At 74.3% G+C, this 12,796-nt stretch carries 11 protein-coding genes; 8 read left to right on the plus strand and 3 right to left on the minus strand.

The features are described 5' to 3' along the window. Positions 1-20: 20 nt before the first annotated feature. The 5 genes from ACFVU9_RS25525 (at position 21) to ACFVU9_RS25545 (ending at position 6,685) form a co-directional block, all read left to right on the plus strand. Entirely contained in the window at positions 21-1,661 is a 1,641-nt protein-coding gene (locus tag ACFVU9_RS25525; RefSeq protein WP_380436460.1) for a phytoene desaturase family protein, read from the plus strand. 37 nt (positions 1,662-1,698) lie between these two features. Then, entirely contained in the window at positions 1,699-2,757 is a 1,059-nt protein-coding gene (locus tag ACFVU9_RS25530; protein ID WP_380436430.1) for an MDR family NADP-dependent oxidoreductase, read from the plus strand. A 116-nt stretch (positions 2,758-2,873) separates the two neighbouring features. Further along, complete coding sequence (locus ACFVU9_RS25535; protein ID WP_387597100.1) at positions 2,874-4,175, plus strand: hypothetical protein; 1,302 nt, start codon at positions 2,874-2,876, stop codon at positions 4,173-4,175. A 24-nt stretch (positions 4,176-4,199) separates the two neighbouring features. Further along, a complete protein-coding gene (locus ACFVU9_RS25540; protein WP_387597103.1) occupies positions 4,200-5,447 on the plus strand; it encodes an AAA family ATPase in 1,248 nt (415 codons plus the stop codon). Beyond that, a complete protein-coding gene (locus ACFVU9_RS25545; protein WP_387597106.1) occupies positions 5,444-6,685 on the plus strand; it encodes a VWA-like domain-containing protein in 1,242 nt (413 codons plus the stop codon). Before ACFVU9_RS25540 ends, ACFVU9_RS25545 begins: the two co-directional genes overlap by 4 nt. Here the strand turns inward: ACFVU9_RS25545 and ACFVU9_RS25550 are convergent. Next, positions 6,631-7,197 carry a winged helix-turn-helix transcriptional regulator gene (locus tag ACFVU9_RS25550; RefSeq protein WP_387597108.1) on the minus strand — a complete coding sequence of 189 codons (567 nt, stop codon included), beginning with the start codon at positions 7,195-7,197 and terminating at the stop codon, positions 6,631-6,633. The two genes, ACFVU9_RS25545 and ACFVU9_RS25550, sit on opposite strands and share 55 nt — an antisense overlap. 195 nt (positions 7,198-7,392) lie before the next feature. Here ACFVU9_RS25550 and ACFVU9_RS25555 point away from each other — a divergent pair, with 195 nt between their 5' ends. Then, positions 7,393-8,148: a methyltransferase domain-containing protein gene (locus ACFVU9_RS25555; RefSeq protein WP_387597111.1), complete on the plus strand. Its 756-nt coding sequence runs from the start codon at positions 7,393-7,395 to the stop codon at positions 8,146-8,148. Positions 8,149-8,212: 64 nt separating this feature from the next. Here the strand turns inward: ACFVU9_RS25555 and ACFVU9_RS25560 are convergent, their stop codons facing one another. Beyond that, positions 8,213-8,797 (minus strand): class F sortase, encoded by a 585-nt coding sequence (locus ACFVU9_RS25560; protein WP_387597113.1) that lies wholly within the window; start codon positions 8,795-8,797, stop codon positions 8,213-8,215. Between the two features lie 83 nt (positions 8,798-8,880). Beyond that, a complete protein-coding gene (locus ACFVU9_RS25565; RefSeq protein WP_387597116.1) occupies positions 8,881-10,494 on the minus strand; it encodes an ADP-ribosyltransferase domain-containing protein in 1,614 nt (537 codons plus the stop codon). Positions 10,495-10,710: 216 nt separating this feature from the next. Here ACFVU9_RS25565 and ACFVU9_RS25570 point away from each other — a divergent pair, with 216 nt between their 5' ends. After that, a complete protein-coding gene (locus tag ACFVU9_RS25570) occupies positions 10,711-11,385 on the plus strand; it encodes a macro domain-containing protein (protein WP_380506609.1) in 675 nt (224 codons plus the stop codon). Between the two features lie 101 nt (positions 11,386-11,486). After that, the gene (locus tag ACFVU9_RS25575) at positions 11,487-12,707 is read left to right on the plus strand and encodes a cytochrome P450 (protein ID WP_380436448.1); all 1,221 of its coding nucleotides are present in this window, start codon (positions 11,487-11,489) and stop codon (positions 12,705-12,707) included. The last annotated feature ends 89 nt before the right edge of the window (positions 12,708-12,796 follow it).

The following is a 12,796-nucleotide window of genomic DNA, read 5'->3' on the forward strand; positions in this document are numbered from 1 at the left end:
GTTCGACGACCAGGCCGGACATGGTGATCGTCGGAGGCGGCCTCAGCGGCCTGTCGACCGGTTGCTACGGCCAGATGAACGGCTACCGCACCAAGGTGCTGGAGATGCACGAGATCCCCGGCGGCTGCTGCACCGGCTGGGAGCGCGGCGACTTCACGTTCGACCCCACCATCAGCTGGCTGCTCGGCAGCGGTCCGGGCAACGAGATGCACCAGATCTGGCTGGAGCTGGGCGCCCTCCAGGGCAAGCGGATGCGCAACTTCGACGCCTTCAACGTCGTGCGCGGGCGGGACGGCCGGGCGGTCTACTTCTACTCCGACCCGGACCGGCTGGAGGCGCACCTGCTCGGCCTCTCGCCGGCCGACGCCCGCCCGATCAGGCAGTTCTGCGGGGACCTGCGCCGGTTCCGCCGCTGCCTCACGCTCTACCCGTTCCTCAGCCCGGTCGGGCTGATGAGCCGCTGGGCGCGGTACCGGATGCTGGCGTCGTTCGTCCCGTACTTCAACCTCATCCGCCGCTCGCTCGGCGTCCTCATGACGGACTACTCTCAGCGCTTCCAGGACCCCTTGCTGCGCGAGGCGTTCAACTTCATCCTCTACGAGAAGCACCCCAACTTCCCGGTGCTGCCGTTCTACTTCCAGCTGGCCGCCCACGAGGGCCTGTCGGCCGGGGTGCCGGAGGGAGGTTCGCTCGGGCTGGCGCGCTCGATCGAGGACCGTTACCGGCGGCTCGGCGGCGAACTGCTGTGCAACACCAAGGTGGTGGAGATCCTCGTCGAGGACGACCGCGCGGTGGGGGTGCGGCTGAGCGACGGCACCGAGATCCCGGCGGACGTCGTGGTGTCGGCCTGCGACGGCCGGGCGACGGTGATGGACCTGCTCAAGGGCCGCTACCTGAACGACACGTACCGCCGCCTGTACACCGAGTGCATCGACCAGCGGGACCAGGTCTTCCCCGGCTACGTCGCCGTCTTCCTCGGCCTGCGCGAGCCGTTCCCGGTCGGCGACCCGTGCACGACGTACCTGCTCGACGAGGACCTCGCCGGGCGGCTCACCGGGATCCGGCACCCGAGCATCAACATCCAGTTCCGCAGCCGCCACTACCCGGAGCTCTCCCCGGCCGGCACCGGCGTCGTGTTCGCGAGCTACTTCAGCGACATCGCCCCCTGGCGGGCGCTGAGCACCGGCCCCGAGCAGGCCGCCCGGATCCGCCGCGGCGAGGAGCTGCACACCCTGCCGGTCGGGCGCGGCCGGGAGTACCAGCGGGAGAAGCGGCGGGTGCGCGACGCCGTCATCGAGCTGCTCGAACGCCACCACCCCGGCATCCGGTCCGCGATCACCGTCAAGGACGTGTCGACCCCGCTGACCCAGCTGCGCTACACCGGCAACTACGACGGCTCGGTGCTCGGCTGGCAGCCCTTCGTGGAGAGCGGCGAGACCATGGAGGAGGAGATCAAGCGCAACGGCCCGGTGCTGCCCGGCCTGCGCGACTTCTACCTCTCCGGGGTGTGGGCCACCACCGGCGGGCTGATCCGGGCCGCCGCCTCCGGCCGGCACGTCATGCAGTTCATCTGCCACGACGAGGGCCGCCCGTTCACCGCTTCGGTGGACGACATCGCCCCGCCGCCCACCCATCTCGTCGACCGTGTCGGTCGGTTCTGAGTTCTTCGGTCGGTTCTGAGTTCTGAGGAGCACACCTGTGGTTCGGATCGAGAAGTGGATCGTCCGCGAGCACGTCGAGGGCGTACCGGACGTCGAGCGGACGTACGAGAAGGTGGTCGAGGACGTCGAGGTCCGGCTGGCCCCGGACGAGATGCTGTTCCGCACCCGGTACGTCTCGGTGGACCCGTACCTCCAGGGGATCACCCTGGACACGCCGATCGGCGACCACGCGGGCGGCGACTCCGTCATGGAGGTGGTCGAGGCGGGGCCGCGGGCGCGGTTCGCCGTCGGCGACCTGGTGCACGGCTTCGGCGGCTGGCGCAGCCACGTCATCGGGACGGGCGCCGCGACGCCGTGGCAGACCGGGACGTTCCCGATGGTCTTCCCCGAGTACCGGCTGCTCGACCCCGCGCACTACGACGAGGCGCTGCCGCTGTCGACGGTGCTCGGCGTGCTGGGCGGCTCGGGCATGACGGCGTGGGCGACGGTGACGAAGTTCCTGGACGTCCGGCCCGGGGACACCGTCGTGGTCGGCGGCGCCTCCGGCTCGGTCGGCTCGCTGGTCGGCCAGCTGGCGCGGCTGCGCGGCGCCCGGGTGGTGGGCACGACCGGCTCGCCCGCCAAGGTGGCCCGGCTGAGCGGGCTCGGCTTCGACGCGGTCGTGCTGTACCGCGACGGGGACGACCCCGAGCGGCTGCGCGAGGACCTGGCCAAGGCGGCGCCGGCCGGCGTCGACCGGTACTTCGACAACCTCGGCGGGACGCTGACCGACGTCGTGTTCACGATGCTGAACATCGACAGCCGGGTCGCGGTGTGCTGGCAGTGGGCCAGCCAGGTCGGCGGGGACTGGACCGGGCCGCGGCTGCTGCCGATGATCATGTTCCCGCGGACGACGATCCGCGGGATCTTCGCGCCGGAGTGGTTCACCGACGAGAACTGGGCGGGCCTGCGGGAGGAGGTGGGCGGCCTGGTGCGCCGGGGCGAGATCGCCTACGAGCAGACCGTGCACCGCGGCTTCGACAGCATCCCGGCCGCCTACCGGAGCCTGTACACGGACCGGGCGGCCAGCCGGGGCAAGGTGCTCGTCGAGCTGTGAACGGGTTTTCCCGGGGAAGGCGTTGGCGGATCAGCGGCCGTGCGGCTATGCTCCCCGGCGATGACGACTCACTCCTCTCTCAGGATGGAGGTCCCGTCCGCGCAAGGTGAGTGCTGATGGCCACTCACTCCGCGAACCGGGATCCCCGTCTCCTCCGCTGGCTGCGCGTGCGCGAGTTCGCCGTGCCGCCCACCATGATCGAGTCCGCGACCGCCCGCCGCCGCACCGGCGACTGGGCCGGGGCGTGCGCCGCCGCGCGGCTCGACGTCGACCTCGACCTCAAGACCGCCGCCCGTGCCCACGGCCGCGCGTTCGTCGAGCAACTCCGCGCCGACCTCCGTAGGTTGGCGCCCGACCTGCTGCGCTGGCACCTGCCCAGGACCGCTCCGGACGGGCTGCTGCGGGCCGGCCTGACCGTCCCGCTCGCCCGGTACGCCGGCACCGGGCGCGACGGGCGGAGCCCCGTGCACCTGGTGGTCCGCACCCCGCCCGCGTGGGCGGACGGCGGCCAGCGGATCAGCCTCGCGCTGTGGTCCGACGGCGCGGACGCGGGCGCGCATCCGCATCCGCGGCCGAGCCGCCGCTACCGGCTCGACCTGCACCGGCACCTCTGGGACGCCGACCGCGCAGGCGAGTTGGGCGCGCGCGGCGGCGACGGCGCGGCGCAGCCGGTGCATCCGGCCGTGCCGCCGGGCCTGCCGTGCGCCGTCGACCGCTGGGCGGCGGAGGCGGGCGTCCTGCTGGCGGCCGACGGGCTGCCCGCGGGCCCCGTCGCCGTCCGGCTCGGGGGCCGCCACCGGCTCGTCCTCGGCGTCGACGGCACGCCGGCGCCCGGCATGACGGACGGGCTGCCGGTGCTGCCCGACGCGGCGACGTGGATCCCGCCGGACGTGGAACTGCTGCGCGCCGGGCTCGTCGAGCCCGACCGGTTGCACCCGCTGGTGGCCGCCGCCCTGGTGGCCGGTCACGTCCCGGCGGCCCGGATGCGGCCCCCCGACGGGCCGCGGTTCGTCGACTGCCGGGGCTCCCGGCACCGGATCGGGCTGGTGGACGGGGTGTTGGCCGCGCTCGACCACGACCCCGAGGAGCTCCGCCGCGAGGAGCTGCTCGTCGGCCTCGGGGGCCCGCCCCTGCCGTGCCTGCGGGCGATCGACCTCACCCACAGGAGCCCGGCCGGGCTCGACGGCGTCCGTGAACTCCTGGACCACGGCGACACCGCCGGGGCCCTCGCCGTCGTCGAGGAACTGCTCGGCCCGGCCGCCGTGCTGCGCGACGGACCGCTGCGGGACGAACTGGAGGCCGCGGCGCAGCGCCGGATCGCGTACGGCCTCTACCGCGCCGGCCTGACCGGCGGTCACTGCCCGCCCAGGCCCCGTCCCCTCCACTCCTGGTGCTCGCGGCACAGTCGCTGCTACTGACCCTCTTTCAACAAGGTGATCCCCATGGCTCTTTCCGTCCTGCTCGAAAACTCCGAACTCACCGTCGCCGCAGACCTGTTGGCGCTCCTTGCCGACACCGCCACCGAACTCCGCCCGGACGACCAGCTGGAGGCCCTGACCCTCGCCGTGGCCGCCGACCTCCCCGTGCTCCTCTGGGGCGAGCCCGGCATCGGCAAGACCGCCGCCCTCACCCAGCTCGCCACCTCCCTCGACCTCCCGCTCACCACCGTGATCGCCAGCGTCCACGAGCCCTCCGACTTCTCCGGACTGCCGATCGTCGGCGACGACCCCGCCGAGCAGGGCGTCCCGCTGGCCCCGCCGGACTGGGCGGTGCGCCTCGTCCGGGCCGGGCGCGGGCTGCTGTTCCTCGACGAGCTGTCCACCGCGCCGCCCGCCGTGCAGGCCGCGCTGCTCCGGCTGGTCCTGGAGCGCCGCATCGGCGCCCTCCAACTCCCGCCCGGTGTGCGGATCGTGGCCGCCGCCAACCCGCGCTCCTCGGCCGCCGACGGCTGGGAGCTGAGCCCGCCGCTCGCCAACCGCTTCGTCCACCTCCAGTGGGTCCACGACCACGAGGTCGTCGTCCGCGGCCTCGGCGGCACCTGGCCGCGCGCCACCCTGCCGAGCCTCGACCGGGCCGCTCTCCCCGAGGCGGTGGCCTTCGCCCGGCGCGCCGTCTGCGGGCTGCTCGCCGCCCGTCCCAAGCTCGTCCACCAGCTGCCGAGCAGCGAGGCCCGCCGCGGCGGCGCCTGGCCGTCCCCGCGCAGCTGGGACATGGCGCTGCGCCTGATCGCCTTCGCCACGGCCGCCGGCTCCTCGCGGGACGTCCTGTCGCTGCTCGTGCGCGGCACCGTCGGGGACGGCCCCGGGCTGGAACTCCTCGCGAGCATCGACCGGATGGACCTGCCGGACCCGGAGGACCTCCTCGCCGACCCGGCCGCCGCCGTCCTGCCCGAGCGCGGCGACCTGCGCCAGGCCGTCCTCGACGGTGTCGTGGCCGCCGTCCGCAACCGGGCGACGCGCGAACGCTGGGACGCGGCCTGGACGTTGCTCGTCCGCGCGATGGAGACCGGCGCCCCGGACGTCGTGGTCGTCCCCGCCACCACGCTCGCCTCGCTGCGCCGCGACGACTGGGACGTGCCGGCCGCGATCGACCGGCTCGCCGGGGCGGTGACGCTGTCCCGGCGCGCGGACGCGGCGGCGGGCCGGGTGGCGGACCGGGTGGCGGCGCTCGCGGGCAAGGGCGGCCGGTGACGGCGACGGTGAGCGCGGCCGCCCTCGGCCTCGACGTCGACAAGCTCTTCGCCGCCCGCCTGATGGCCGCCCGGGCCCGCCCCTACCTGGCGACGGCGCTGTTCGCCCTGCACGTGGCGGAGTCGCGGGACGTGCCCACGATGGCCGTCGACGCCCACTGGCGCTGCTACGTCTCCCCGGGCTTCGTCGCCCGGACACCGGTCGAGGACCTCGCCGGGGTGTGGGTGCACGAGGTGTCGCACCTCCTGCGCGACCACCACGGGCGCAGCGCGCGCTACGCGAAGCGGCACGGGCTGACCGGCTCGGCGGAGCAGCTGCGGATGAACATCGCGGCCGACTGCGAGATCAACGACGACGTCTACGGCGACGGCCTCGTGTGCCCCGAGGGAGCCGTCGTCCCGGCGGACCTGGAGCTGCCGGCGGGCGAACTGATGGAGGACTACCTCGGGCGGTTCCGGCTCGGGCAGCTCACCGAGCACCTGGCCTGGCTCGACTGCGGCAGCGGCGTCGACGGCCGGCCGCGCCCGTGGGACCTGGGCCCGGACGGCGCCCACGGGCTCAGCCGGCAGGAGCGGGACGCGGTGCGCTTCCGGGTGGCCGAGGGCATCGCGGGCCGGCCGGGGAACGCCCCGGAGGGCTGGCGGCGCTGGGCCAAGGAGGCGTTCCACCCGCCGCAGCCGTGGCGGGAGCTGCTCGGTGCGGCGGTCCGCTCGGCGGCCTCGGGCGGCGGTGTGGGCCAGGACTACTCGTACGGCCGCCCGGCCCGGCGCTCGGTGAGCCTGCCCGGGATCGTCCTGCCGAGCCTGCGCCGCCGTCCGCCCCGGGTGGCGGTGGTGGTGGACACCTCGGGGTCGGTCAGCGACGCCGAACTGGGCAGCGCCCTGCTGGAGGTCGCGGCGATCGCCCGCGCGGTCGGCGGTCGGCGGGACCTGGTGACGGTGCTCTCCTGCGACGCGGCGGTGGGGACGGTGCACCCGCTGTGCAAGGCCGAGGGCATCCCGCTGATCGGCGGGGGCGGCACGGACATGCGGGAGGGGTTCACGGCGGCGCTGCGCACGCGGCCCGACGTCATCGTGGCGCTGACGGACGGCCAGACGCCGTGGCCGTCGGCCAAGCCGCCGTGCCGGACGGTCGTCGGGCTGTTCCCCCGGGGCACCCCGAGGTGGGCCGAGAAGGACCCCGGCTACGAGCCCCCGCCCGGGCCTCCCGCCTGGGCGCGGGTGGTGACGATCGGGTGAGCCGCGTCGTCCCGGCCGCGGGCGGCGAGCAGCGGACCGAGGGCGCGGGTGCCCGGACCGGTCCGGCCGCCGGGGCCGGGGAGCGCGGTGGTGTTGGCGGCGGTGACCGGTTCTCCGCAGTTCCCGCAGGCCATGACGGGGGTGGCGGCGTGGCCGCAGTCCAGGTGGCGGACGCGGGCCGGCGGTCCCGCCTCGCCCGCGTACCAGCGGTCGCCCCAGTTCATCAGGGCGAGCAGGACGGCGTGCAGCTCGGCGCCCTTCTCGGTGGCGCGGTAGTGCTCGCGCGGCGGGTGGTCCTGGTAGCGCTCGCGGACGAGCACGCCCTCGTCGACCAGCCGGGCGAGCCGGGCGGCCAGGGTCTTGCGGGAGATGCCCAGGTCGTGCGCCAGGTCGTCGAAGCGGCCGATGCCCGCGAGGACGTCCCGCATGATCAGGGCCGTCCAGGCGTCGCCGAACAGGTCGGTGGCGCGCGCGATCGAGCAGGCGACGTCGGCGAGGGAGGTGCGGGTCATGGCGGCCAGCCTAGACCGGTCCCCGGGTTCCCTGAAGGAACCTGGCCCTGTTAGGTTTCCTCAGGGAACGCAACATTGACTCCGGGTCAGGACTCCGGCTCCGGGGCCGGACCCCGGCTCCGGGCCAGGACCAGGCCTCCATCCGGGGGCCGGGTCCGGCACCGGGCCCGGACCCGAGCAGATGGGAGCACCGCCATGGGCACCACCCCGCACATCGAGCTCGACTCAGCGCACCCCGGTGCCATCGACGGCCGGCACATCCGCGCCCTCGCCTTCCAGGCCGTCCGTACGGCGTACCTCGCCGAGGTCGCCCCGGACGGCGGCGGGCGTCCGGCCCTGGTCGTCGGCGGCGGTCGCGGCCTGCCCGCCGCCGCGCTCGCCCGCCTCGGCTACCGGGTCACCGCCGTCGACCCGTCCCCGGTGGCCACCGCGGCGGCGCGGGCAGCCCACGCGCGGGACGGGTTGGCGATCGCCGACGAGACCGCGACCGCCGAGGAACTGCCGTTTTCGGACCGGGAGTTCGACCTCGTCTACGTCGCGGACACCTTCGAGGTCACCGCCGACCTCGACCGCGTCCTCGGGCACACCGCCCGTGTCCTGCGCCCCGGCGGCACCCTCGTCTACGACACCGTGAACCGGACGCCGCTCGCGCGGCTGGTCTACCTCGGCGCGTTCCAGGCCCTCCCGATGACCCGCATCATGCCCCCGGGCCGCTACGCCGCCGACCGGCTGCGCACCCCGGCCGAACTGACCGCGGCCCTGGCCCGCCACGGCCTGCGCAACCAGGACGTCCGGGAGTTCAAGCCGCGTGACCCGCGCGCGCTCGTCCGGGCGATCCGTGCCCGCAGGGCCGGGCGGATCACCGACGACGAGATCCCGCCGCTGGTCGACTTCGTCCTCGCGGCGGGCGCCCGGCCGTTGGTCACGTACCTCGGGCACGCGCGGAGGTGAGCGCCGCCCGGTCGTGCGCGGCCCGGTCGTGCGCGGCCGTGGTGAGGACGTCGCCCCGGCGGTGTCAGTCCGTCTCGGCCAGGTGGGCGTAGATGACGACGTCGCCGTGGGCGCCGGTGGCGTCGCCGTCGCAGGTGACCAGCCGCAGTTGGGCGTCGGCCGCCGCGGCGTAGGCGCGGTCGTCCGGGAAGCCGGCCTTCGTGTCGGCCTGGACGGCGTCGACCGCGAACCGGGCGGTGTGCCGGTCCGCGCGGGTGATGTCGATCAGGTCGCCCCGGTGCAGCGTGCCCAGCCGCCGGAACACCGCGGGGCCCTGACGGGTGTCGACGTGTCCGAGTACGACGGCCGTGCCGACCTGGCCGGGGGAGACGCCGTCGTGGTACCAGCCGGCCAGGTTCCGGTCGGTCTCGGACGGCGGCTCCAGGCGCCCCCGGCCGTCGAGCCCGACCCCCGCGACCGGCGCGTCCACGCCGATCCGGGGGATCCGGATCCGCGTCGGCGCGGCCGGGCCGAGCCCCTCGGGAGCGGGCCGGTCCGCGGCCGCCGGGGCCCGGTCCGTGGCGTCCGTCGCGGGCCCGCACGCCGCCAGCCCGCCGCCGACGGCGAGCAGGAGCACCCACCGGCCGGCCGCCCGTCGCCCCTGGTTCATGATCCGCATCCGGACAGACAACCGCGCCGACCGCCCCGCCGCACGGCGACGCGCCCATGACCGCGATTGGCTCGCGCTCCGACTCAGGACACCAGCGGCTCCTCCTCCACCTCCGTCAGGCGGACGGTGCACAGGCCGCCGCGCTCGGCCTTCACCTCCGTCACCTTCAGCTGCGTGCCCGGCAGGAGGATGAACTCCTCCTCTCCCGTGAACGACGAGAAGTCGCGGATGCCCACCGCCCGGGCCGGAACCACCTCGAAGAGCGTCCGCTTCCCGCGGCTGCCGAGGAACGACCGGGCCACGCCGAGCTCGGAGGTGCACGAGGAGACGCCCCACCACGTCACCGTCCGCCCGAGCGGGTACTGGGCGCGGAGGTCCAGCGGCACCCCGCGCCACAGCGGCGCGGTGCGCGCCGGCAGCCCGGACACCGCCGCGAACAGCAGGCGCAGGTAGGGGAGGTACGGCACGACCTTCGCACGGTCGGGGGAGCGCAGGACGGCGTTGATCTCGCGGTAGAACGCCGACTCGCACGTGTAGAGGTACAGCGCGGCGATCGCGTCGGCGGAGAGCCCCCGGCCCGCGTCGGCGTCCGCCCGCCGCTTGCCGAACTCGTGCGAGCGCTCGACGTGCCCGCCCAGGCCGCGCAGCAGCTCGGCGACCGGGCCGACGGCGTCCCGGAAGTCCATCAGGGGCGTGTCGAACACCCCGGTGATCGCCGGGAGTTCGAGGCCCTCGTCCTTCACGCTCGCGAGGCGTTCGAGGTACAGCTGGTGCAGTTCCATCGTGGACGCGATGAACGCGCCCATGCGCTCGGCGACGCCGTCGTCCGCCTGGCCGCCCTCGGCCGCCTGCTGGTTCCAGCCCTTGCTCGGCAGCCAGTCGACCTCGTCGAGGCCGAGCGAGGCGAGGGCGGCGTTCACCGTGCCGAAGTGCTCGTCGTCGCAGAAGATGTCCCCCTGCGCGGCCGGGTTGGCGTGGTCGATGTGCCGGACCTCGACACCGGGGTACTTCTTCTCCAGCCGCTGCACGACCCGCTTCAGGCTGCGCGCGTGCGCGCCCCACCACGCGAAGACGACGGCGCGGTCCTCCTCGGCGGCCTGCTGCTTCGCGCTGAGGATCTCCTCGACGATCCGCTCCGCCACCGGCCGCCAGAACGCGGTGTGCCGGTCGGGGCCCGCCCCGCCGCTGCTGCTCGCCGTCAGGGCCGCGTTGAGCAGCAGCACGCCCTGGGTGAGCATCGCCTGGAACCACTCCGGCGGCTGGACGGTGTCCCGCTCCTTCAGCAGCGCGCGTATGTCGGCGATCGGCGTCTTCTTGGGGATGCCGTACTTCCACATCGCCGCGGCCTTGATGATGCAGCGGATGCTGACGACCCGGCCGAACTGGCTGTCCTTCCAGTCGTGGAAGGTGTTGTCGAACATCGCGATGCCGGTGGCGCTCTCCGGCCGGGGGTACGGGTTCTGGCCGAAGACCACCACCTTCCACTGGTGCGGCGCGTTGGGCTTGAGCGCCTGGAAGGTCAGCTCGCGGACCGGCACGACCTCGGGGGCGCGGTTCGGGCCGATGAAGGAGGCCGCGTCCGGCTGCGCCTCGATGACCGGCTTGAGCAGCGGCAGCCAGGGCTCGCCGCCGCCCTTGAACAGGTCGGCGAGGGCGAGCGGGTCGTTCGGGTCGGGCTGGGCGGTGGCTTCGCTCATGGCGGCACAACTCCTGGGTTCTCACGCGGTGCTGACGTCGGGAAGTCGCTGCCGACAGTACGAGGACCCACCGACAACGGCGCCGGCCGGGTTTGTCGGTGCGGCGCGCTAGCTTCGAGTCCGTTGGAAGAACGCGACGACGAAGCCGTCGACGAACGCGATGACGAACGCGATGACCAACGAGATGACGAACGCGATCCCGATCGGAGCACGCCCATGGACCGCACGCAGCCGCCGCTCAGGGTGGTACTGACCGACCTCAACTCGACCGTGGTGCGGGCGTGGCGGGCCGCCTTCGCCGACACGCCCGGGGTCGAGATCCGCACCGGCTCGATCCTCGACGAGAAGGTCGACGCCTGGGTCAGCCCCACCAACTCCCGCGGCCGGATGGACGGCGGCACCGACGCCGCCGTCAAGCGCCACCTCGGCGCCGGCATCCAGCTGCGCGTCCAGCGCGCGATACGCACCGGCTTCGCCGGTCACCTCCCGGTGGGCGCCGCGGTGTGCGTGCCGTCCGGGGCGGAGCACCCGAAGTTCCTGATCTCCGCCCCCACGATGGAGGAGTCCTCGCAGAACGTCAGCGAGACGCTCAACGTGGCCCTCGCGTGCGCCGCCGCGTTCCAGGCGGTCCACCAGCAGAACCGCAAGGCCCCCGGCAGCATCCGCTCCGTCGCCCTGGTGGGCATGGGCGCGCAGACCGGGCGCGTCCCCGCCCGGGTGTGCGCCAACCTGATGTGGACGGGCCACACCCTCTTCCACGACCACGACTTCGAGGACTACGCGGACCTGCGCACCACGGTCCTCGCCCAGCTCGACGACATCGAGAACGCCCCGGTCGACCGGCCCGTCCGCCTCACCCCACCGGCCCCCACCAGGCGCCGCACCCGCTGAGACCGTCGGGCCTCCGGCTTCAGAACCGCCTTACCCCGGCGGCGGAGAATCCGGGGGCTTCGGCCGAGAGCCGGCCGTCACCCGAGGGTTCTGGGGATCGAATGACCAGTGAGACGACGGGCGCAGCGACGGGCGTGGAGACGCTGCCGGACTTCCCGATGACGCGCGGCTGCCCCTACCACCCGCCGGCCGGCTACGGGCGGCTGAGGGAGGCCGGTCCGGTGGCCCGGGTCCGGCTGTTCGACGGCCGGACGGCCTGGGTGGTCACCGGGTACGAGGAGGCGCGGCGACTGCTGATCGATCCGCGGCTCTCCTCCGACCGGGCGCGCCCGGACTTCCCGGTGCTCGTGCCGAGGATGGCGGCGGCGAAGCTCACGGCGCTGGTGGGCATGGACCCGCCGGAGCACGACGTGCAGCGGCGCATGCTGATCCCCAGTTTCACCGTGAAGCGGGTGAACGGCCTCCGGCCGGCGATCCGGCGGATCGTCGGGGAGCGGATCGACGCCATGCTGGCGAAGGAGCGGCCGCAGGCGGACCTCGTCCAGGAGTTCGCGCTGCCGGTGCCGTCCACCGTCATCTGCGAGCTGCTCGGTGTCCCGTACGCCGACCACGAGTTCTTCGAGGAGCAGACCCGCCGCATGGTGCTGGCCAGCAGCACGGCGGAGGAGGCGGCCGCGGCGAGCGCCGCACTGATGGCGTACTTCGACGAGCTGATCTCGGTGAAGCAGGCGCGACCGGGGGAGGGGCTGCTCGACGAACTGATCGCGGACCGCCTCGCCACCGGTGAGCTGGGGCGGACCGAACTGACCTCGATCGCGATGTTCATGCTCGTCGCCGGGCACGAGACGACCGCGAACATGCTCGCGCTCAGCGTCCTGACGCTGCTGGTGCACCCGGAGCAGCTGGCCCTGCTCCGGGCCGACGAGGGCGCCGCCGCGGGTGCGGTCGAGGAGCTGCTCAGGTTCCTCTCCGTCGCGGACGAGCTGCAGCGGGTGGCGGCCGCGGACATCGAGATCGGCGGTGTCGTCATCCGCGAGGGCGAGGGGGTCTACCTGCCGAACGCGGCGGCCAACCGGTCCGCGGAGGTCTTCTCCGACCCCGACCGCCTCGACATCCGCCGGGCCGACCGGCGCCACCTGGCGTTCGGCTACGGCGTCCACCAGTGCATCGGGCAGAACCTGGCACGTGCCGAGCTGGAGATCGCGCTGTACGAACTGGCGGTCCGGATACCGGGCCTGCGGCCGACGGAGCCGGTCGAGGCGCTCGCCGTCAAGCCGGGCGGCTCCGTGCAGGGGGTCTACCGGCTGCCCGTCGCCTGGTAGTCGCGAACGGTACCGGAAGGGCCGTGGTGGGGCCGGCCGGGACGGTGACGTCCGTCCACCAGTAGTTCCGGTGCTCGAACGGGTAGGTC

The sequence above is a fragment of the Kitasatospora sp. NPDC057936 genome (assembly GCF_042887525.1).
Taxonomy (GTDB): Bacteria; Actinomycetota; Actinomycetes; order Streptomycetales; family Streptomycetaceae; genus Kitasatospora.

Bases quoted from the DNA above. Each gene is read 5' to 3' on its own strand.
- ACFVU9_RS25560 (WP_387597113.1), bottom strand. From the start codon at position 8,797: ATGAACCAGGGGCGACGGGCGGCCGGCCGGTGGGTGCTCCTGCTCGCC.
- ACFVU9_RS25550 (WP_387597108.1), bottom strand. From the start codon at position 7,197: ATGACCCGCACCTCCCTCGCCGACGTCGCCTGCTCGATCGCGCGCGCC.
- ACFVU9_RS25540 (WP_387597103.1), top strand. From the start codon at position 4,200: ATGGCTCTTTCCGTCCTGCTCGAAAACTCCGAACTCACCGTCGCCGCA.
- ACFVU9_RS25570 (WP_380506609.1), top strand. From the start codon at position 10,711: ATGGACCGCACGCAGCCGCCGCTCAGGGTGGTACTGACCGACCTCAAC.
- ACFVU9_RS25555 (WP_387597111.1), top strand. From the start codon at position 7,393: ATGGGCACCACCCCGCACATCGAGCTCGACTCAGCGCACCCCGGTGCC.
- ACFVU9_RS25535 (WP_387597100.1), top strand. From the start codon at position 2,874: ATGGCCACTCACTCCGCGAACCGGGATCCCCGTCTCCTCCGCTGGCTG.
- ACFVU9_RS25525 (WP_380436460.1), top strand. From the start codon at position 21: ATGGTGATCGTCGGAGGCGGCCTCAGCGGCCTGTCGACCGGTTGCTAC.
- ACFVU9_RS25565 (WP_387597116.1), bottom strand. From the start codon at position 10,494: ATGAGCGAAGCCACCGCCCAGCCCGACCCGAACGACCCGCTCGCCCTC.
- ACFVU9_RS25575 (WP_380436448.1), top strand. From the start codon at position 11,487: ATGACCAGTGAGACGACGGGCGCAGCGACGGGCGTGGAGACGCTGCCG.